Below are 21,717 nucleotides of genomic sequence, written 5' to 3'. Positions count from 1 at the left end.
TCCCACACGTTTAATTAGTCAATATGGATAGTCCCATGCCCCTGAGAGCAGTTCTGTGCGAAACCGCACACTAGCAGCCTGTCAGGCTTGAAGAAATCGCAGTGAAAAAGTGGCTGGCCTAAGGCAGATTTTGAGGATTTTGAAAGCCCATAATTATCCTATTGACCGCAAAAGCGGCGAAATATGAATCGGCCAGATGCTTTTGCAGCCGATTCCTTTAAATCCGACAAGCCGCCGGGGATTGAGCATTCTCTTTTGACCTCATGCTCGACAGTAGACGCCTTTCTCTTTCTCCAATGTTCAACCGTCATGTTCGGGAAAATTCGTGATCTACTCGATTGATTGGAAAAACCGCTTGAATTGTTTCTCGGGAAGCCGTCCAAAATGGGTGGCAGACGATAGATAAGTTTCCAGCAATCGCTCATACTCTTCCTTTACGATCTTGTAGTTCTCGCCCGCGCTGGCTTCCAGCTGTTTGCGGTCCGCTATCGCGATGTGGCCTCGTCTGCAATGAATCGCGCCGGCCATGTGTAGTTTGTTCGCCGCTACCGTTACGCTTTCCCGGCGTACTCCCAGCATAATCCCAGCCTGTTCATGCGTGATGTGAAGCTCATTGCCCGAGAGGCGCTCCAGGCTCATCAGCAGAAAGTAGGCAAGCTGCTGATCGACAGTATGATATCGATTTGAAACCGCTATCTGTTCCGTCTGGATCATCAGCGCATGTGCAAAACGCAAGAGAAGATGTCGTAGCTCGGTTCCCGCCTCAAATTCGCTTTTTAATAAGCCTGCCTTGATTCGATAGGCCTCACCTGTACTCTGTACTATTACGCGTGCATGACTGCTTTCGCCGCCAAAAAGAACAGAAATATCGGCCAAACCTTCGTTACCTATGATACCAATCTGCGTGCACGCACCGCTTTCCGTCTCATATAGTCGCGTGACGATGCAGGTTGTCGGAAAATATAGATACCTTATGGGGAACCCAATCTCGTAAATTACGTAACCCGCCGGCATCGATACCAGCTCAAGGAGGGGTAGCAGGTGTGTGTAATCCGCGAGGGAAAGTGCTGCCAGCATTCTGTTCTGCTTGGGGCTTTGAGGCGGAGGCATGATAAATCCCGATATCGGTTCTGGTATTGAAAGAATACGTCTCGCCATCCGGCCGAGAGTATGCGTTTAGCCGCGATGTATTGATGCTTTTGGGCGCGTGCTCCAGGACACCATCTCTGCCATTGGAAGCTCAGGTTGGTGAGAATATTAATACCCGGGATCAGGTGGTTCTGTACGGCGACACACATAGGTACAAGGCCTCTGTGGATCAAATCGGTGGAAGAAAATTCGGGGTGACTATGATGGCAGTAAAACCATCAATCATATGGGATAAGCAAGAATCGAGCATACCCGGCCCAGCCGTACAAACTTGAGTTGAGGCGTGCAGCGGGTCCGTAGGAAATGCTTTGATTCGAAGGATGCCGGTTCAACGCGGCATGGACCTGCCCTCATTAAGAGCCATCCAGCCGCGCCTGACGCGGTAGATGACCCAGATACCCGTGCCTACCGCGAGTATGTATGCAAATGTGATACCGATGACTGTTGCAAAAGGCATTGCCGCAATGACCAACCAGGGCAAGGCATACCAGAACGTCTGTATTTGCCAGCGGAAATGGGAATCAAGATAAGTGTGGCGTACTTCTTTACGCTTCAAATAGTTAAGGATCACAGCGATAATTGAAGGCCAGCCGCTGAGAAATGTCGCAATGATAAGCGCCGGCCCTAGAATACCCATCAGGACGCTGAAACCATGCAGTAAATAAATGATGTGTGTAAGACGGACGAGGTCCGCCGGAGGGACGGCAAGCACAACTCGGGGGTCGAATTCGCTCATGTCTTGAATATCCGCCTCCGGGTGAATAATCGCGCGAAACCCGGCCTGGAAGATGAGGTGTTTGCGATATCATCGCGCAAACACCCCTGGGTACCTTCGGTGCTACTATAATTTATCCGCAGCTACATCCGCCGATTTATCGGCAGATTTATCCTCAGACTGATCCTCGGCGGGTTGATCGTAAGCTTCGGGTGGCGGCTCCCCGTCATAAATCACGTGCTTGCGCTGCTGCAAGTACGCATCGCGCACAAAGAGATAAGGCTCCAGCGCTGCCTGGTCACGAATGCGCATGGGGCCGGCCAGCCTCGCCCGCTTGTCAATGGCACCGAGAACGCCAAGCGGCACGGTAACAGGTGCGCCGATTACGAAAATACCGGTCCAAAAGAGAACATTGGTGAGGACGGTGACAGGAATCCCCGGTGCATCGCGGTTACTGCTGGGGCCAAGCAGAGGAACAAACAGATAGGTTTTTGCATCAACACCCCATACACCCAGTGTTTGCCCAAAATCTTCGTCGTGCTGCGCCAAACCCATAGGTGACGCCACGTCGAAGAGTCCAACGCCGCCAATGGTCGAATTGATAGCAAAACGAAGACTATCCCGAAATCCCTGACGTACCTTGCCTTGCAGGAAGTCATTCAGAATGACATTCGGATATTGGAGATTGTCGAAAAAATTCCCGACGGACCGCTGTGCACGATTGGGCAGGTAATCGATATAGAAATCGGCAACCGGCTCCATGATCTTTCGGTCAAGTACATCGGTGAACGTATAGAACTTGCGGTTCATTCTTTCGTAAGGATCGATCGGATCGAACGACTCTGCACTTTGATCGTGCGGGCGTGTGGTAGCGCAACCCGATAGCAGCGCCATGCATATCAACAACAGGAGGGAAGTGGAATAATTATGTCTCACGATTGGATAATTAAGTGAAATGACACGGTTGATTAGAACTTCCGAGAATCAGTGAGGCATCGATTCCCTCTGGATGAGATCAGAGTATAACCATAAACAGTCAGATAACGGGTAAGATTATTCAATTATTCCGGGAAGACAATATTTCCCCGTTAACGCTTCCTGGTACCTCCGGCGAGAACGGAAAATATACCGTCAATCATCTTTTCGACTGATAGACTAAGCATCGACTCATTCTGCAGTTTGCAGTTGTAAGACTACGATACGGGCGGACCCGGAAGAGACCGGCATTCAAGACAAATGCCGTGATCCGCGCTCAACCATAAATCCCACCAGGAGCCCATCCATAATCAAGGTAGTACTCAAATCGAGGCCATGTTCATTTGCTTTAATTCCTGAACCACGCTACTTAAGGCCTTAAGAAAATCCTCCACCTGTGCCGCTGAATTGTCACTGCCCAAGCTTACACGCACCGCGCAGCGCGCCAAGGCGGATTCCACCCCCATGGCGTCCAGGACATGGCTTCTGCCGGGATTTACGCTGGAGCAAGCCGCTCCACTGGCGACTGCAAAACCTGCTTTGTCGAGGCGCACGACCAGCGTGTCGCCTTCGATGTCAGGCAATGCAAAATAGCAGGTATTGGGCAAACGCGCGGCGCCTAACCCGAAAATAACAGCGCCCATCTCAACCAACCCTTGCTCCAGTCGGACGCGCAACGCCGAAATGTGCCCCGTTCTTTCCGCTATCCTTGCCTTGACTAATCCACAGGCCACGCCAAGTCCCACAATGGCAGGAACATTTTCAGTACCGGAGCGCAATCCATTCTCATGACCGCCACCATAGATAAGGGGCTTAAGTAATAACCGTTTATCGATAATCAACGCCGCCGCGCCCTTGGGTCCATAAATCTTGTGGCCGGACAACGTCAGCGCATGCACATTGAGCGAAGCGAAATCCACAGGAATTTTGCCGAACGCCTGTACCGCGTCGGTATGAACCCAGGCGCCGTGTGATCGCGCTTTCTCGGCAATCGCCGCTACATCCTGAATAACGCCCGTTTCGTTGTTTGCGAGCATTACCGATACCAGGCCGGGTTGCCGTTCCGGCAAGGCATTATCCAGATCGGCCACATCTACCCGTCCCAGGCTATCCACTGTCAATCGATGCAAATTCCATCCGTACGGATTCCGGACCAATGCCTGGGCGGATCGCATCACACAGGGATGCTCAACCGCGCTCACGGCAATTCGCGCCGGCTTCAGGTAACCTGCCGCTCCCTGGATGAACAGATTATTCGCTTCCGACCCGCCACTCGTGAAAACAACCTGCGCCGGCTGCACGCCTACCGAATCCGCCACCCGCTCCCGCGCCTGATTCACTGCGCGGCGGGCAGCCACGCCTGGCGCATGACGACTGGAAGGATTGCCGTACTCTTTTTGAAAATATGGCAGCATTGCATCCAGCACTGCGTCATCAACCGCGGTCGTGGCGTTATGGTCGAAATAAGCGTAAGTCACTTTCTCCGCCCCCGGCAAATACTGATTTTTGGGAAATCTGGTTTGGATCGGATTCTACCTTCGCCGATATGAGCCGTTTGTAGATATGAGCCCTCACTCAAGCCAGGACCGTTTCATGAGATTTCTTGCAGGCCCTCATGTCTTGCAGTACAGCAATATCCTTCACCTTTGGATTTGCCACGAGTTGATCCAGCGTAACCAATGCCAGATAATCTCGTATCCTGGCATTAAGAGTGGCCCACAGGTCGTGGGTCATACAACGCTGATCGTTGTGGCAATTTTCCTTGCCTCCGCATTGCGTTGCATCGATCGGCTCATCCACCGCAAAAATGATGTCGACTACGGATACCTCGTTCATCGGTTTCGTCAAGCGATAGCCGCCGCCCGGTCCGCGCACACTACCCACTAGCTTATTACGACGCAGTTTTCCAAATAATTGCTCCAGATAGGACAACGAAATTTTCTGCCGTTCGCTGATACCCGCCAGCGTAACCGGCCCCTGCGCGCTGTGCAACGCAAGATCAATCATCGCGGTTACCGCGAAACGCCCTTTAGTCGTTAATCGCATTTTCTGCTCCAATAAGGATTTATACCAAATTAACATCTGCTGGAGTTATCGGCTTAATACCCGACAACGTTAGTCAAGTATATAAATCCCCTCCATCCCGGTCAACTATTTTGTTCAGCTATTTAGCTAATTTGAATCAAACTTGACCGTTGTCAACTTTTCTCCCCTTTACCGGCCTGATAACCTCTGGCTTGGTTCGTGGGGAGTGCGTCGCAACAAAAGTAATTGGATGATGAGGGCGAGGACAAAGATAGGGAAGTCCGACAGGCTGCCAGATGACTACAGGTTCTAATCCAGATTTCCCGGAGTAGCGGTCGAGCCGTTCGAAGAAATACGCTGATGCGCGGCCTGCATCTGTTTTTCACAAGCACCCAGCATACCGCGCAAAATATTGACTTCGTCCTTTTCCAGGTGGGTGCGGGCAAACATCCGTCGAATTCGCTGCATCAAACGTTTTGGTTGCTGCGGATCCAGAAAACCGCTATTGATCGCTACCCGCTCCAGGTGATGGTAAAGTAATTCGATTTCATCAAAGCCTGCTGGCACGCCAGCCGTTGATAAAGGCTCGATCGATGGAAGCGCCATGCGTAATTCATACGCCATCAATTGCACGGCGCTGGCGAGATTAAGGGAGGAATATTCGGGATTCGCGGGAATATGCAGGATAATTTGGCACTTGCTCACTTCCGGCGTAGTCAGACCGGACATTTCCGTACCAAAAACCAGTGCTACCGGATTTTGCCGCGCATGACAGAGCAGTTCCTGCGCTCCCCGGCGGGCATCAAAAACTTCATGCGAAAGATCGCGCTGGCGCGCGGTAATTGCCGCGGCCAGAACCGTGCCGCTTAGAGCCTCGTCAAGATTCCGGCAAACCTTGGCATTATTGAGCACGCTCCACGCGCCGGCGGCGCGTCTTTCCGCTTCCTTGTCGGGAAACGACCTGGGATTCACCAGATAGAGCGAATCCAGCCCCATTGTCTTCATCGCTCTCGCGGCCGCGCCGATATTGCCCGGATGGCTGGTATGGCTTAATACCACGCGAACATTGTCAAGTGGATCGGTAAGATTCATATCAAGTCCGGATAAGGCAATTGATCGCTCATTTCAGTTCAACCTAGATCCGGCAGTTAGACAAGGTGGAGTGGACGGTTTTTGGGGTGCAGAGCAAAGACTTTTTGTGCCACTTGACCTTCACTTTGCCCGCTGAGCTGAACCGTTACAGGACAGATCGAGCACTCCACCCCGCCTTACTGCCGGATTTAGGTTAAGATTCACGCTCGTCCAACTCTGAATCCAGCCAATGCATCCTATGCTCACCATTGCGGTAAAAGCCGCACGCCGCGCAGGCAGTATCATCAATCGTGCCGCGCAGAATCTCGATTTGCTGCACGTCTCGCGTAAAGCGCACAGCGATTTTGTCAGTGAAGTGGACGGTGCGGCTGAAGAAGCCATTATCGGGATACTGCTGGATGCCTACCCGAATCATTCCATTCTAGCAGAAGAAAGCGGCGCTCAAGGTGATCCGGGCAAGTCCGAGTACCAATGGATTATCGACCCGCTCGATGGCACCACCAATTTTCTCCACGGCTTTCCGCATTATTCGGTATCCATCGGACTGATGCATAAAAACATACTGTTTCAGGCGGTTGTCTACAACCCGGCCGCCAATGAGCTATTTACCGCTAGCCGTGGTGCGGGAGCCTATCTAAATGATCATCGTTTACGTGTGAGCAAGCGCGCTCAGCTCGCTGATTCCCTGATTGGCACGGGCTTTCCGTTTCGCGAATTTACGCATGCTGAAGCGTATCTTGCGATGTTCAAGGATATCATGCCCAGGGTCGCCGGCATTCGCCGCCCAGGGTCGGCCGCGCTGGACCTGGCCTACGTGGCCGCGGGACGCTATGACGGCTTCTGGGAATTTGGGCTCTCTCCCTGGGACATGGCTGCCGGTTGCCTACTTATTACCGAAGCCGGCGGGCTCGTGGGTGACATGGAAGGCAACGACTCTTATTTGCAGAGCGGCAACGTGCTTGCGGGAAATCCCAGGATTTTCGGACAGTTGTTGCAGGTGATTGCACCGCATCTGACAGCCGAACTGAAGACGAACTAAAGACACGAGCGGAAAGGAGTCCTCATGCATTTGAAGTAGCGAAAATGGAACTGCCCAAATTCGTTCACTTCGGCCGTGCCATCTGCTGCGATCTTGACCAAGCCAGCCGGCGTGAATGGTGGCTTGCAAATGGCCTCGGCGGATATGCCGGCGGCACGATTGCGCAATGTCTGACACGTCGTTATCACGGTCTCCTGATCGCTGCCGCACATCCTCCTCTCGGCCGTCGCCTGGTTTTTGCCAAAGCCGACGCTACGTTGCATGACAACGAGCGTAGCTGGCCGCTGTTTACCAATTGCTGGGGCAGTGGAGCGGTTGAGCCCCAGGGGCTCATACATATCGAATCGTTCGGACTGGATGGCGGTATACCGGTCTGGCGCTTTGCCGTTGGCGATCTGATTCTGGAACAGTGCATCTGGATGGAGCGGGAGGAGCAGACCACTTGTATTGCCTGGCGCCTGATTCATGCCGTGGAGCGTCCCGTGCATCTCGGCATCGACCTGCTCGTGAATAGCCGCGATCATCATGGCGAAAGCCAGCCGCACAAATTCGTCCCTGCAATTGAAGGCGACGAAAAGCATATCAGCGTCAGGCACCCCGGTGGACCGCCGCTGCATTTTCATACCCATGATGGCCAACTCTTCCGCAGGCATCAGTGGATCAAGGATTTTGACCTTCCGCGGGAACGCGAGCGGGGGCTTCCGGACCGCGACACGCACTTTTGTGCTGCGCATTTGCATTTGCGGTTGAGCGTCAAATGGAGCGGCCTGATCGCGACCTTGGCGGATGGTTCTCCGCCGCACTGCGATACCCTGCTGTTGCGGCGCCGCGCTCATGATGCCGCGCGGCTGGCAGCCGCCGTGGCGCAAACACAGGAATTACGCTGTGCACCGCCATGGATCCATCAACTTGTCGTGGCCGCAGACAGTTTCCCGATAGTGCGGCCATTGAAGGAACAAGAGGGAAACAAGCAGAAGCGCGGAGAATCGATTATCGCGGGCTACCCCTGGTTCAGCGACTGGGGACGCGATGCGATGATCGCGCTGCCAGGGTTGATGCTTGTTACCGGACGCCATGCTTCTGCCCGGAACATCCTCATGACGTTTGCCCGTTTTATCGATCAGGGCATGCTCCCGAATACATTCCCGGATGGTGGCGGACTACCGCAATACAATACTGTCGATGGTGCGCTATGGTACTTCGAGGCTTGGCGCGCCTATATCGCCACCAGCCATGACATCGCGGCACTGCGGGAAATTTATCCCTTACTCCAGGCGATGGTGGAGTGGCATGTGCGCGGCACCCGCCACGGTATCATTGTCGACTCCGCGGATGGCCTGTTGCGTGCGGGCGAACCCGGCATGCAACTGACCTGGATGGATGCCAAGGTGAACGATCGGGTGATCACGCCGCGGTGCGGAAAACCGGTGGAGATCAACGCGCTATGGTTCAACGCGCTCATGTGCATGACGGAATTCAGCCGCTTGCTGGAAAGAAAGAATCAAGTCTTCAAAACGCTGGCTGCGCGGGCACAAACCGGTTTTTCCCGTTTTCTGAAGGCGGACGCGGGTTTGTACGATGTGCTGGACGGCCCGGAGGGCAATGACGGCAGCGTGCGTCCCAACCAGATCATGGCAGTGACCCTGCACCACTCCCCGCTTGCGCCACAGGCGCAGACGCGGGTAGTGGCCGAGACAAGGCGGCATTTGCTCACTTCTTACGGTTTATGCTCATTGTCCCCGGACTATCCCGGTTACCGTCCCCGCTATGGAGGCGGTGTATGGGAACGAGATTCCGCGTATCATCAAGGTACGGCCTGGAGTTGGCTATTGCCTCACTATGCGATGGCGGAGTACCGGGTCACGGGCGATGCCGAGATGGCTCAATCACGCCTGGCTCCCTTTCGTGATCACTTGCTGGATGCGGGGCTGGGTACAATATCGGAAATTTTCGACGGCGAACCGCCTCATGCGTCGCGTGGCGCCCCGTCACAGGCATGGAGTGTGGCCTGCGTGCTGGAAGCCTGGGTCAAGCTGGAGCGTGCTCGATCGATGGGGAAAGAAAGCACGGCAAAAGAAGAGGAGTAATGGTCAATGTCCACGAAACTGGATGCCGAACGGCAACGGCTGGAGAATCAGCGGCAAGGCAGAGAAGCTTGGCGTTTGTGGGGACCCTATCTGTCCGAGCGCGCCTGGGGCACGGTTCGCGAAGACTATAGCCCGGATGGCACCGCCTGGGAATATTTTGATCACGACCAATCCCGTTCCCGCGCCTATCGCTGGAACGAGGACGGTCTCGGTGGAATTTCGGACGAGGCACAGCATCTCTGTTTCGGGCTGGCGCTCTGGAACGGCAAGGATGCCATTCTCAAAGAGCGCGCTTTCGGCCTTACCGGCAACCAGGGCAATCGGGGCGAAGATGTAAAAGAATGCTATTTCTATCTTGACGCGACACCTTCGCATTCCTGGCTCCATTACCTCTATAAATATCCCCAGTCCCCATTCCCCTATGCTCGACTGGTGGATGAAAACGCTCGCCGTTCCCGCAAGGATCCTCCTTTTGGTCTGATCGATAGCGGCGCTTTCGCCGATGGACGCTATTGGGACGTGGAAGTATTCTACGCAAAGGCATCTCCCGACGAGTTACGCATCCGCATACTCGCCAGTAATCGAGGGCCAGACGAGGCTATCCTATGGTTGTTGCCGCAACTCTGGTTTCGAAATTATTGGTCGTGGTCGGGAAAAGACGAAGTGAAACCGGTCTTGCACGCCATGCCCGCACCCGACGGCGCTGCCTGGGCAGTCATGGCTGAGCATCCGGCGCTCGGAAATTACAATCTCTACGGGCGGCAGCACGCCAACCTCCTTTATACCGAAAATGAGAGCAACAGCTCCCGCTTGTGGGGCGCGCCCAATGCAGAGTCCTATGTCAAAGATGCATTTCATCGCTACCTGGTGGATGGTGAACATACAGCAGTAAATCCGGCGCAGCAGGGAACCAAGTTCGGCGCAGTGCACAAACTCACTATTGAGCCAGGCGGGACCGGAATGATCGACCTGGTGCTGTCGGCCACACTTCTGCCTCAACCATTCGCGGACCAGGAGCAGATTTTTGCCCAGCGTCGCACAGAAGCGGATGCTTTTTTCAAGGCCTTACTACCTGATGCTACCGGTCAGGATAAGCGCATCCTGCGCCAGGCATTAGCAGGCATGATATGGAACAAGCAGTTCTTTCACTATGATGTTTCCGACTGGCTGAAAGGCGACGGAGCCACCCCATCGCCGTCGAGGAAGCATGGACGCAACCACAATTGGAGTCATCTCAAGGCAAGCCACGTTATTTCCATGCCGGACACTTGGGAATTTCCCTGGTTTGCCGCTTGGGATCTCGCCTTTCATTGCGCAGTGCTGGCGCTCGTCGATGTTGATTTTGCGAAAGAGCAAATCGAACTGCTGCTGAATGAAAACTATCTGCACCCCAACGGCCAGATCCCGGCCTACGAGTGGGCGTTCGGCGACGTGAACCCCCCCGTGCAGGCGATGGGTGCGCTCAAGGTATTTCGCGCTGAGCGGGTACAGCGCGGCAAAGGCGATACTGCTTTTCTCAAACGCGTGCTGCACAAGCTATTGCTGAATCACACCTGGTGGATCAACCTCAAGGATACCACCGGCATGAACGTGTTCGAAGGCGGTTTTCTCGGGTTGGACAACATTTCGGTATACGATCGCTCCCGGCCGTTGCCGCCCGGCTATACGTTGAAGCAAGCCGACGCTACCGGCTGGATGGCGATGTTTTCCCTGCAACTCACGGTGATGGCACTGGAGATCACCGTTGAAGACCCAGCCTATGAAAATATTGCAATTCAGTCCTACAGCCAGTTTTTGGCGATTGCCAATACGATTGCCGGTCATACCGGTGCGGGCGTATCGCTATGGGACAATGTGGATGGCTTCTTCAAGGATCTCGTGGTCGAACCGAATGGCGACATACATCGTATCGATGTATTTTCCTGGGTTGGCATCATTCCGCTATTTGCCTGCGAGGTGATAGACGCGCGGCTGCTTGCAAATTGTGCCCGCTTCAATGCGCTCCTCTGGGAGCATAAAGGCGGTATGTTTGACGGAAGCATCATCTGCGCCTGCCCGACAGATACGAATGAGCGCGGGGAGCACTTGTTGTCGGTGGTGGCCCCTTCCATGCTGGTGAAAATGCTGCCGCGTATTTTTAACGAATCGGAGTTTCTTTCCCCGTTTGGCATGCGCAGCGTCTCCAAACGCCATGCCACGGACCGGAATCTGGGCCATATTCCCGGTATCGGCAGCGCCGTCATCCGGTATGAGCCGGGGGAATCCGACTCTGGACTATTCGGCGGAAATTCCAACTGGCGTGGGCCGATATGGATGCAAACCAACTATTTATTGGTTCAGGCAATCGAAAAAATGTATCGTTACCTGGGCGACGCCTTTACTTTTCCGGCACCTTGCCTGAATGGCTACGAGATTAATCTCAAATACGCCGCCAATTTGCTGGCCGAGCGGCTTGCAGATATCTTCCGCCGTGACGAATCCGACCTGATTCCGGCCTTTCCTGTCGACAGCCCGCATCAGACCGATCCGCATTGGCGCGACCTGCTGCTGTTTCATGAATATTTTCACGGCGAAACGGGCCAAGGCCTGGGGGCTGCCCATCAAACCGGCTGGAGCGGGCTGGTGGCGAACCTCGTGCTGCGTCGCTATCATGCAGACATACCGGAGTTCTGGAAGCAGCAGGCAACCACTTCCCCACCTGAACGGTAATAGCATAGGAAGGACTGGGGAAATGGTCAATTTAGGATAAGTCAAAATTATGATGTAGCAATACTAAAGTTTTGGCAATTTCTCATTTTTTCTTTCTCTGAGAGAACCTAGCAATAAATGTTATTCCCCTCCAAAAGTGCTAATGTAATGAGTCATTCTCGCGAGAACTTTATAATTCTCCTAAACCCGCATAGATGAACGTTTTCTTATGTTTCCATTAGAGTGACTCACTACACTAGATACTGAAGCTCGATCTGCTTACTGTTTCAACTCGCTACCACTATATTTTGAAAACCCTAAATCAATAAGATGGATTTAAAACAGAAACTCATCAGCCATTTTCGAACGGCTCCATCTTCTCCTTTCCTATTCGTGGGTTCTGGTTTTTCTCAGCGCTATCTAGGTCTTCAAGACTGGGAAGGGCTGCTAAGACGATTTTCTGAAGGGCTGCGGCCTTTCGAGTATTACTTTTCAACCGCAGATGAAGACCTTTCTCTTGTCGCTTCGCTCATGGCAGATGATTTTCATAACCTCTGGTGGACTAGTCCAGCTTATGAAGTCAGTAGAGAAAAACACAAAGCGAAGGCGAAGGATCGAACCTCTGCATTGCGGATTGAAATATGTGCCTATTTGAATTCAATCTCGCTCACCGACCTTATGGCATTGAAACATAAGGAAGAAATTGAAATACTGTCGCGTCTAAACGTGGATGGCGTTATCACAACAAATTGGGATCTATTGCTCGAAAAGCTATTCCCCGATTATAAAATTTTCATCGGCCAAAGCGAGCTCCTATTTTCAAATCCGCAGTCAATTGCAGAGATCTACAAAATACACGGATCGGCGTCAAGACCTGCTTCTCTCGTGCTGACAAAAGAAGATTACACAGAGTTTGACAACAAGAATCCATACTTAGCTGCAAAACTCATAACCCTTTTTGTTGAACATCCGATTGTTTTTATAGGCTACTCGTTAACTGATCCAAACATACGCGGGCTGCTGAAATCGATCGTTTCTGTCCTTGGTGAGGATAAGCTTGAAAAACTGCAAAATAACCTTGTTTTTGTTCAACGAGAGAAAAATAATGAATCTGAATATAGCCAGACTTACATGACGATAGACGAAGGCCAAATTCCGATTACCATTATCCGAACCGAGTCTTACGTGCCCGTGTATGAGGCGCTCGATGAGGTAAAACGCCGCATTCCCGCAAGAGTTTTGCGCTATTGTAAAGAACAGCTATATGAACTGGTGAAGTCGTCAACGCCGGAGGCAAAGCTATTCGTCGCCGATATTGACGACCTCGATAATAAGAAGGACATTGAGTTTGTTGTCGGCGTTGGAGTAGCCAGCGTACTAGCAAGCCAACTTGGCTATCAAGGTATCTCTCTCCTTGATTTGTTTGAGGACGGATTAATAGAAGACCAGAAGTTTGACGCTAGAAAATTACTTGAAACTTCCATACCTTCCATTGGTCGTGGCGCAACGTATGTCCCCATTTTCAAATACCTAAAAGCATGTGGTATCGATTCAGCCGAAAAATACAAAGCCTCCAAATTCCAAGTAGATCGTCACGTATTGCCAGACCTCACGTCCTATATTACGAAACAGTATGCAAAAGCCTTTGTTCGGACAGAAAAGAATAAGAATGCGGAAGAAATAATCGAAACAAATCCGCCTGAAAAAGCGGCGATTTTTTTGGCTTTTTTACCGAAAGACAAGTTCAATTTTCCTTTGGTAAATCGTTTTCTGCTTGATAACCTTCGGAACTTCGATTCAACATCAAGCTATTCAACATACTTTCGAAAACTTGCGTGCTTGTTCGATAGGTTATATTACGGGTGGGATTGATTTCAAAGTAAAGTATTTCTCTAAAGCAACTTCCCTAGAGGGCGAGCAGAATAGCTGCCACTTTCAAATTGAAGTTCTTATCGTGGTTTTATAGATCTCTTGTTCCCCACGCAGCAGATCCAATTACAGAATTAATGCCAGACCGTAGGTCCAAAAACATTTTCAGGCACATCTATACACTCGCAAATACATACCCTATTCATAGCAAGGCGATTATGTTGCCGCGATCCTCGACGTTATTCAAAAAACATTCGTGAAGTATGAATGGCGTAAACGTGTCAAACACTGGACGTCCAGCCAGTTTTAAGTTCCCAGAGATGGCACTAATAAATCATACTCCCATGATGCAGCAATATCTCCGCATCAAGGCGCAGCATCCCGACATGCTAATGTTTTATCGCATGGGGGATTTCTACGAGCTGTTCTTTGAAGATGCGGAAAAAGCGGCCAAGCTGCTCGACATTACCCTGACCCGGCGCGGCACCTCGGCGGGCGAGCCGATCAAGATGGCGGGTGTGCCTTATCATTCCGCCGAACAGTATCTGGCAAAACTCATCAAACTTGGCGAATCGGTGGCAATCTGTGAACAGACCGGCGATCCCGCTACGTCCAAAGGTCCGGTAGAACGCCAGGTCATGCGGATTATCACGCCCGGAACATTGACCGATTCGGCGTTGCTGGATGAAAAACGGGAAAGCATTTTACTTGCCCTGTGCGTGCATGAAACAACGCTGGGGTTGGCATGGCTCAATCTGGCGGCAGGGCAATTTTGGGTATTGGAAACATCACTCGATAATCTGGCAAGCGAGCTTGAACGCCTGAAGCCAGCGGAGATTCTTTTGCCGGATTCGCTGGATACGCCTGCCGGGCTTAACGGTGCAGGTGCAGCCAAAACATCTCTTAAGCGTCTGCCCTTTTGGCAGTTCGACGTCGAGGCTGCTGTTCGCATTCTCTCCCGCCAACTGGGAACCCATGACCTTTCCGGCTTCGGTTGCGAGGGCCTGCATTCGTCGCTGGGCGCGGCTGGTGCGCTGCTGGAATATGCCCGCCTCACGCAAGGCAGCAGTATCGCCCATATCAAGGCATTGCGAGTGGAACGGGACGACGCCTATTTGCGCATGGATGCTGTCACTCGCCGTAATCTGGAAATTTCCGAAACCATACTTGGTGGTGCGTCGCCCACTCTGTTATCCCTGTTCGATACCTGCTCGACCAATATGGGCAGCCGTCTGTTGCGGCACTGGCTGCATCATCCCCTGCGCGACCGGGCAGCGATTCAGAACCGGCTTGATAGCGTGTCGTTTTTAATCGGCGAAGCGGGCTCAGGACCATACCTTTCCATTCGAGGATGCCTCAAGCGGGTAGCCGACATCGAGCGTATCACCGCCCGCATCGGGCTGAGATCGGCCCGTCCACGGGATCTGTCCGGATTGCGCGATAGTCTCAAACGCTTGCCGGAAGCGATTGCGGCTATTGCTGATGTCGCCGCTATTGCTGAAGTCATGAACGGAATTGGCGAACATATTGCCGCGCTGGCGCGATCGATGACCCCGGATGCGATGCTTGTCGGGCTTCTGGAAGCGTCCTTGCGCGAAGAGCCGGAGGTTGTGCTACGCGCAGGCGGTGTGATCGCGGATGGCTATGATGCCGAACTGGATGAGCTGCGCGCCATACAGAACAATTGCGGTGAATTTTTGCTGCAACTCGAAACACGGGAAAAAGCGCGCACCGGCATTTCGAATCTCAAAGTGGAATACAACCGGCTGCATGGTTTTTATATCGAAGTGACGCACGCGCATACCGAGAAAATCCCGGAGGACTACCGTAGAAGACAAACGCTGAAGAATGCCGAGCGCTATGTTACGCCAGAGCTCAAGGTTTTTGAAGAAAAGGCACTCTCCGCTCAGGACCGCGCGCTGGAACGGGAAAAGCTTTTATATGATGAGCTGCTGGAAGGGCTTTTGCCGCATATCAGTCACTTGCAGCAGGTCGCCCGCAGTATTGCCGAACTGGATGTATTAGCCGCCTTCGCCGAACGCGCACTGGCCCTGGACTATATCGTGCCGACCTTCACCGATGAAGCCGCTATTGAAATTGAGGCGGGCCGTCATCCGGTGGTGGAAAAACAGGTGGAAAATTTCATCGCCAACAATGTCCGACTCGGCGCTTGCGGCGATGCCGGACGGCAAATGCTCGTCATTACCGGCCCCAACATGGGGGGGAAATCCACCTATATGCGACAAGTCGCACTGATTGCGTTACTCGCACATTGCGGCAGCTACGTACCGGCAAAAAATGCGCGCTTCGGTCCGCTGGATCAGGTCTTTACCCGTATCGGCGCTTCCGATGATCTGGCCGGGGGACGCTCAACCTTCATGATGGAAATGACGGAAGCCGCCAATATCCTGCATAACGCCACTGCACAAAGCCTGGTATTGATGGATGAGATAGGACGGGGAACTTCTACTTTCGATGGCTTGGCGCTGGCCTTTGCGATTGCCAGGTATCTATTGAAGTACAACCGCTGTTACACATTGTTCGCGACTCACTATTTTGAGCTGACGAGGCTCGCGGAGGAGTTTACGCAGGCCGCCAACGTGCATCTGCGTGCGGTGGAACACAAGCATCATATTGTATTCCTGCACTCGGTCGATGAGGGCGCTGCAAGTCAGAGCTACGGGCTTCAAGTGGCTGCGCTGGCCGGGGTGCCGGAGCAAGTGATCAGAACAGCAAGAAAATATCTGGCGAAACTTGAGGAAGAAGCGGTTGGCAGACACCCACAACGGGATTTATTCGCGGCAGCATCAATCGCCGCAAAAGAAAACCCGCAAACCCTGCCCGAACACTCCGTACTCAAACTGCTACGCGCGATCGTACCGGACGAGCTAAGCCCGAAGCAAGCGCTGGAAGAGCTCTATGCGCTGAAAAAAGCCGCAGAGAAAGACCAGTCCTAGTTACTGCGGGTTCGCGAATTTCTCTTCAACCTAAATCCGGTAGTTGGACGGGGTGAAGTGTACGTTTTTGGGGTGCAGGGCAAGGCGCAACGACGCGGAATGCGACCGCGCAGGGCGGAGCAGTGCCTTCCGCAGGAAGGTGCGACCCCGAAGCGGGATGCAGGCACCCCCTTGCGTGTGAAACGCGATCGCGGCATCCCCTGCGCTGCCCGATCCCCGCTTCGCGGGGCCCCTCGGGCGACGCTTCGGGGCGCCGTTCCACTCCAAGGAGTTGCAACGCAGCCATGTACCGCAAAAACCGTACACTTCACCCCGTAGCGCCCTCACCCGGAAGTGAGCGTCAAATAATATGAAATCATGACAATGATCTATTGAGCAGTCAACTACCGGATTTAGGTTTAATGTTCGTGCCCATGGGCACCGTGGACGTGGCCGTGAGCCAGTTCCTCTGCGGTGGCGGGCCGTACTGCGGTAACTGTACAATCGAAGCGCAGTGTCACGCCCGCGAATGGATGATTGCCGTCTACCACCACTTTGTCTTCGGCAATATCGGTTACGGTATAGATAAAGGCATCGTCGGAACCTTCTTCGCCTCCTTCAAACTGCATTCCGACCGTTACATTGTCGGGAAAAAGATCGCGAGGCTCGACTCGCACCAAGTCGCTATCGTATTCACCAAAAGTATTTTCCGGTTCCATCAAAACTGAGCAACTATAGCCCACTTCCTTGCGATGCAATTCTTCTTCCACCATCGGGAAGATTCCATCGTAGCCTCCATGCAGGTAGCTGATTGGCGCATCGGGCTCTTCCATGATCTTGCCGGCCAAATCAGATAATTTATAGTTGAGTGACACCACGCTGTCTTTTTCGATTCTCATATTATCAAGGCCATAGGTTAATATAGGTTAATTGTTGCAATAAAGATGAGCGATAATATTTCTTGCGTTATTCTCAAGAAAACCGCTCGCTCCCAAGTGCGCGCATATGCTATCAATGTGGCTTATCGAGAGCAACCATAATTGCATTAGTAATTATGAAATGAATAAAGTTCTGCCTCGAGGGAATCTCTATATGGCCAATGCAAGCCTTATTCGCAGATTCACAGGTTTTTACAAGTTCCAATCAATTCTCTGACTGGCGCAAAGCTGCGTCGGTGCACTACCGAGATCCCATGAGTTCTTAGCGCCGCAATGTGTCGTTCTGTGGAATATCCCTTATGCTGGTCAAAACCATAATGTGGGAAGCGCTGGTGTAACGCCACCATCTCCGCGTCACGCGCCGTCTTTGCCAGTATGGAAGCGGCGGAGATCTCGGGTATCAGGCTATCGCCTCTGACGATTGTGGTCACGGGACATCGCAGGCGAGGTTTCTGGTTCCCATCTACCAATACCCTGGAAGGAATCAGAGACAGACTCTCTACAGCACGTTTCATGGCCAGCAAACTTGCCTGAAGAATATTGATTCGATCGATTTCCTTAACTGATGCGAAACCGATAGCCCAGGCGATGGAATGTGCTTTAATGGCAACAGTCAAACTGTTGCGCTTGGCTTCGCTTAGCGTTTTTGAATCCGCCAGACCCTCAATGCAATAGTCTGGATCGAGTATTACGCAGGCGGCGAATACCGGTCCTGCCAACGGTCCCCTGCCGGACTCATCCACCCCACAAACCCAGCTAGATTCGCTTGCCATCACTTCTTGCAGCTTCCCTTTCTCAATGCTCGCAACTGCTTAGCCAAAATATTTTCGGCACCCTTACTCCTTGCGGCGCATTGTGCACATCAATTCGGCCACGGCAACAGTCCGGCCTTCCACTTCCGCCTGGACAGCATATTTCCAGATTCCAATCCGCTCGCGCAGAATCGTGGCCTTGAGTATCAGTTGGTCACCCGGCACTACCGGCTTCTTGAAACGAGCACCATCTATGCCGACAAAATAGTAAACCGAATTCTCGTCAGTTTCCAGATTCGCGCTCTTGAGCGTCAGAATGGCAGCCGCTTGTGCCAATGCCTCGATTATGAGAACGCCCGGCATAACTGGGTAATGAGGAAAATGACCACCGAAGAACGGCTCGTTAATGGTCACATTCTTGAGCGCGGTGATGCTCTTCCCCGGATCGCAGGTTAAAACGCGGTCAACGAGTAAAAAAGGATAGCGATGGGGGAGATACTTTAGAATTTCCTGAATATCCATGGGTGATAATATCTCCTGAGTCCGTAATGATAACAGTCTGGATAAGCAATGCCGACCCCGCGTATTTCCGCGGGTGAACTATCAGGCTGCTATTTGTCCGCCAAGGCTTTGATCACCTTCTCGGTAATGTCGACACGTGCACTACGGTAGACGAGATCGCGCAGGGGCAATATCAAGTCGTACTTTTCTGCCTCCGCGATTATTTGAATGGCTTTACTGGCGGTCAACTGAAGTGTGGCGACTTCATCGTTCTGGCGCAGGCTCAAGTCTTCGCGCATTTGCCGTTGAGCGCGCTGAAGTTCGCGGTTAAGGGTGGCAAGTTCGCGCTCCTTGCTGCGCCGGTCCGCTTCCGGCATCGCTTTTCCCTCATTTTCAAGAAGATCCTGAAGCGCTTTCGACTGCAGGGCTAACTTCTTGATTTCCTGGTCGCGCGGCAAGAATTCCTTCTCTATTTTTTTCAGCGCTCTTACCGCAGGCGCTGATTCGGCTAGAATTCTCTCGGTATCGACAACACCGATCTTGATCTCATCCGCAAGGGCACCCGCCGATCCCCAAGCAGATACAAGAATCACGCATGCTGCCGCCGTTAAAGTTCTTAGCCTTAGAACCTTTTGTTTCAATTTTATCTCCGGATTGTTCATTTAATTTAGAACTGCTGCCCAAATTGAAACTGAAACCGCTGTAAACTGTCGCCCGGTTTATCATTCAACGGTTGTGCGGCACTGACTTTAAGTGGCCCCATCGGTGAAATCCACATTACTGCGACTCCCGCGGAATAACGCAAGCCTTCCTGCTGCGGCCTTTCACCATCGGGACCCCAGACCGTGCCGCCATCAAGGAATACGCTCAGGCGCACTGTTCGATCGTTTCTCATGCCGGGCATCGGGAACAGTACTTCCACGCTGCCTACACCGCGCTTGTTGCCGCCAAGGGCCCTATTGGTCGCGTCACGTGGACCCAACGAACTGATGTTATAGCCTCGAACCGAGGTATTGCCACCGGCAAAAAAGTTCTTGAAAAAGGGAAGGTCCTTGCCGTTGTAACCACCACCGTATCCGAATTCGCCCTTCAACATAAGAGTAAAGAGTTGCGTAATAGGATAATACCAACTGAGGTCATAACTCACTTTATAATAGGTCAGATCGCCTCCAGGCAAACCTGCTTCCGCAAATACCCGCTGTGTAGTGCCTTCGGTCGTCCAGATGGCGCTATTGCGGCCATCGCGCCGCCAACTGAACGTTAGCGGTATATTAATGGTGCTCCGCCCGAATTTTTCCACAAAATTGATGTTGCGCTGTGGACTGTTGGCGCCTAGATCGATCACTGTATTCTCGATCCCCAATCCACCTATGATTCTGTCGTTTTCGTTGATCGGAATGCCAAAGCGTACACCGGCACCGGTGGTGTCGGTATTGAAGTTCATCACAGATGATAGCGAACTTGTATTCAGAACTCGCTTATAAAGATCGAATCCGGCGTTAACGCCGTCGCGGGTGAAATAAGGATCGGTATAAGATAGCGAATAGGTCTTGTTTACACGACCGGTATTGATCATGAGATTGACAAATTTACCTGTACCGAAAATGTTGTCCTGGGCAATGGAACCGCTCAGTATCAGTCCCTCCATATTGGAATAACCCGCTCCAAACATTACCGCGCCAGTGGGCTTTTCCTTAACCTCGACGTTCACGTCAATCTGATCGGTAGTGCCCGAAACCGCCGGGGTCTCAAGGTTAACGGCAAGGAAAAAATTCAGCCGGTCTATACGTGTCTTGGACTGATTTATCTTGCTGGTCGAATACCATCCTCCCTCGAATTGGCGCATTTCCCGGCGTATCACTTCATCACGGGTGCGGTTGTTGCCCGTTATGTTGATACGTCTTACGTACACCCTCCGCCCGGGATCTATAAAAAAAGTAAACGCTACTTGTTGCGTTTCCTTATCCAGTTGAGGCGACGCATTGATATTTGCAAATGCGTAGCCATCGTCGCCAAGCCGGTCGGTAATGAGCTTAATGGATTCAGTCAACCGCTCGCGTGAAAAAACCGCACCCTCTTCAATTTTTATAAGCTTGCGCAATTCTTCTTCCGGTACCAGCAGTTCGCCGGCAAGCTTTATCTCGGAAACCTTATATTGGGGACCCTCAACGATATTTACCGTAATGTAAATATCCTGCATGTCGGCGGTGATGGAAACCTGAGTGGATTCAATGCTGAACTCGAGATAACCGCGATTGAGATAATAGGATCGTAGCGACTCAAGATCAGCGGAGAGCTTCTGTTTTGAATATTGATCCTCCTTGGTGAACCAGGTAAGCAGACCAGGTGTCCTCAACACGAGCGCGCTCAGCAACTCTTTTTCCTTAAAAGCCCGGTTCCCGACGATATTGATCTTGCGAATTTTGGCGGTCTTGCCTTCATCCACATGGAAATTGATTCCGATGCGGTTACGTTCAAGCGGTGTTGTGGTAGTGGTAATTTTTACCCCGTATTTACCACGGCTGATGTACTGCTGCTTGAGTTCGTGTTCGGCTCTTTCCAGCACTGAGCGATCGAATATCCGCGATTCCGCCAACCCAGCCTGTTTCAGCCCTTCTTTCAGTTTATCTTTCTCGAATTCCTTCGCGCCGATAATGCTGATCTGTGCAATAGCGGGACGCTCCTCAACCACTACTATCAAAATGCCGTTTTCAGATTCGAGCCGTACATCCTTGAAAAAACCGGTGGCATAGAGCACCTTGATGGCAGCCGCGGCCTTTTCATCGTCAAGCGTATCTCCCACCTTCACGGGAAGATAACTGAACACTGTCCCCGCCTCGGTTCTCTGTATGCCTTCCACCCGTATGTCTCTCACTACGAATGGCTCACGCGCCCATGAAACCGAAGCGCAGAAGGCAGAAACGAGCGCGACGAGATACCTGACTTTCATA

Annotated in this window: 16 protein-coding genes; 5 read left to right on the top strand and 11 right to left on the bottom strand. The window is 52.3% G+C overall.

Annotated features, from left to right (window positions below; translation table 11 throughout):
• Positions 1 to 330: 330 nt before the first annotated feature.
• The 6 genes from KJS40_RS03240 to KJS40_RS03215 all read right to left on the bottom strand — a co-directional run bounded on the left by KJS40_RS03240 (position 331) and on the right by KJS40_RS03215 (position 5,956).
• Positions 331 to 1,110, bottom strand: a complete 780-nt coding sequence (locus KJS40_RS03240; RefSeq protein ID WP_213539050.1) for a Crp/Fnr family transcriptional regulator — start codon at positions 1,108 to 1,110, stop codon at positions 331 to 333.
• Between the two features lie 367 nt (positions 1,111 to 1,477).
• The gene (locus tag KJS40_RS03235; protein WP_213539049.1) at positions 1,478 to 1,885 is read right to left on the bottom strand and encodes a hypothetical protein; all 408 of its coding nucleotides are present in this window, start codon (positions 1,883 to 1,885) and stop codon (positions 1,478 to 1,480) included.
• 105 nt (positions 1,886 to 1,990) lie between these two features.
• Positions 1,991 to 2,800 (bottom strand): VacJ family lipoprotein, encoded by an 810-nt coding sequence (locus tag KJS40_RS03230; RefSeq protein ID WP_244859684.1) that lies wholly within the window; start codon positions 2,798 to 2,800, stop codon positions 1,991 to 1,993.
• A 362-nt stretch (positions 2,801 to 3,162) separates the two neighbouring features.
• Positions 3,163 to 4,317 (bottom strand): cysteine desulfurase family protein, encoded by a 1,155-nt coding sequence (locus tag KJS40_RS03225; protein WP_213539048.1) that lies wholly within the window; start codon positions 4,315 to 4,317, stop codon positions 3,163 to 3,165.
• A gap of 97 nt (positions 4,318 to 4,414) precedes the next feature.
• A complete protein-coding gene (iscR, locus tag KJS40_RS03220; RefSeq protein ID WP_025040308.1) occupies positions 4,415 to 4,885 on the bottom strand; it encodes a Fe-S cluster assembly transcriptional regulator IscR in 471 nt (156 codons plus the stop codon).
• A 288-nt stretch (positions 4,886 to 5,173) separates the two neighbouring features.
• A complete protein-coding gene (locus KJS40_RS03215) occupies positions 5,174 to 5,956 on the bottom strand; it encodes an RNA methyltransferase (protein WP_213539047.1) in 783 nt (260 codons plus the stop codon).
• A gap of 229 nt (positions 5,957 to 6,185) precedes the next feature.
• Between KJS40_RS03215 and KJS40_RS03210 the strand changes: the two genes are divergently transcribed.
• The 5 genes from KJS40_RS03210 to mutS all read left to right on the top strand — a co-directional run bounded on the left by KJS40_RS03210 (position 6,186) and on the right by mutS (position 16,596).
• Positions 6,186 to 6,995, top strand: a complete 810-nt coding sequence (locus KJS40_RS03210; RefSeq protein WP_213539046.1) for an inositol monophosphatase family protein — start codon at positions 6,186 to 6,188, stop codon at positions 6,993 to 6,995.
• 44 nt (positions 6,996 to 7,039) lie between these two features.
• Positions 7,040 to 9,082: an amylo-alpha-1,6-glucosidase gene (locus tag KJS40_RS03205; RefSeq protein WP_213539045.1), complete on the top strand. Its 2,043-nt coding sequence runs from the start codon at positions 7,040 to 7,042 to the stop codon at positions 9,080 to 9,082.
• A 6-nt stretch (positions 9,083 to 9,088) separates the two neighbouring features.
• Positions 9,089 to 11,791 (top strand): glucosidase, encoded by a 2,703-nt coding sequence (locus KJS40_RS03200; RefSeq protein ID WP_213539044.1) that lies wholly within the window; start codon positions 9,089 to 9,091, stop codon positions 11,789 to 11,791.
• Positions 11,792 to 12,100: 309 nt separating this feature from the next.
• Positions 12,101 to 13,642, top strand: coding sequence for an SIR2 family protein (locus tag KJS40_RS03195; protein WP_213539043.1), 1,542 nt, complete (start codon positions 12,101 to 12,103; stop codon positions 13,640 to 13,642).
• Positions 13,643 to 13,983: 341 nt separating this feature from the next.
• On the top strand, positions 13,984 to 16,596 hold the full coding sequence (mutS, locus tag KJS40_RS03190) for a DNA mismatch repair protein MutS (RefSeq protein WP_213539697.1): 2,613 nt from the start codon (positions 13,984 to 13,986) through the stop codon (positions 16,594 to 16,596).
• A gap of 398 nt (positions 16,597 to 16,994) precedes the next feature.
• Here mutS and KJS40_RS03185 read toward each other — a convergent pair whose 3' ends face one another.
• The 5 genes from KJS40_RS03185 to bamA form a co-directional block, all read right to left on the bottom strand.
• Positions 16,995 to 17,474 (bottom strand): peptidylprolyl isomerase, encoded by a 480-nt coding sequence (locus KJS40_RS03185; RefSeq protein WP_025040314.1) that lies wholly within the window; start codon positions 17,472 to 17,474, stop codon positions 16,995 to 16,997.
• A 221-nt stretch (positions 17,475 to 17,695) separates the two neighbouring features.
• Positions 17,696 to 18,286 carry a ribonuclease HII gene (gene rnhB, locus KJS40_RS03180; RefSeq protein WP_213539042.1) on the bottom strand — a complete coding sequence of 197 codons (591 nt, stop codon included), beginning with the start codon at positions 18,284 to 18,286 and terminating at the stop codon, positions 17,696 to 17,698.
• Between the two features lie 63 nt (positions 18,287 to 18,349).
• Positions 18,350 to 18,787, bottom strand: coding sequence for a 3-hydroxyacyl-ACP dehydratase FabZ (gene fabZ, locus KJS40_RS03175; protein WP_213539041.1), 438 nt, complete (start codon positions 18,785 to 18,787; stop codon positions 18,350 to 18,352).
• An 89-nt stretch (positions 18,788 to 18,876) separates the two neighbouring features.
• Positions 18,877 to 19,407, bottom strand: a complete 531-nt coding sequence (locus KJS40_RS03170; protein WP_244859683.1) for an OmpH family outer membrane protein — start codon at positions 19,405 to 19,407, stop codon at positions 18,877 to 18,879.
• Positions 19,408 to 19,433: 26 nt separating this feature from the next.
• Positions 19,434 to 21,716 (bottom strand): outer membrane protein assembly factor BamA, encoded by a 2,283-nt coding sequence (bamA, locus tag KJS40_RS03165; protein WP_213539039.1) that lies wholly within the window; start codon positions 21,714 to 21,716, stop codon positions 19,434 to 19,436.
• Position 21,717: the final 1 nt, after the last annotated feature.

This window comes from Nitrosospira sp. NRS527, from assembly GCF_018406445.1.
Lineage (GTDB): Bacteria > Pseudomonadota > Gammaproteobacteria > Burkholderiales > Nitrosomonadaceae > Nitrosospira > Nitrosospira briensis.
Note: the sequence above shows the minus strand (reverse complement) of the source record. Positions and strands in the feature narration are given on the sequence as shown.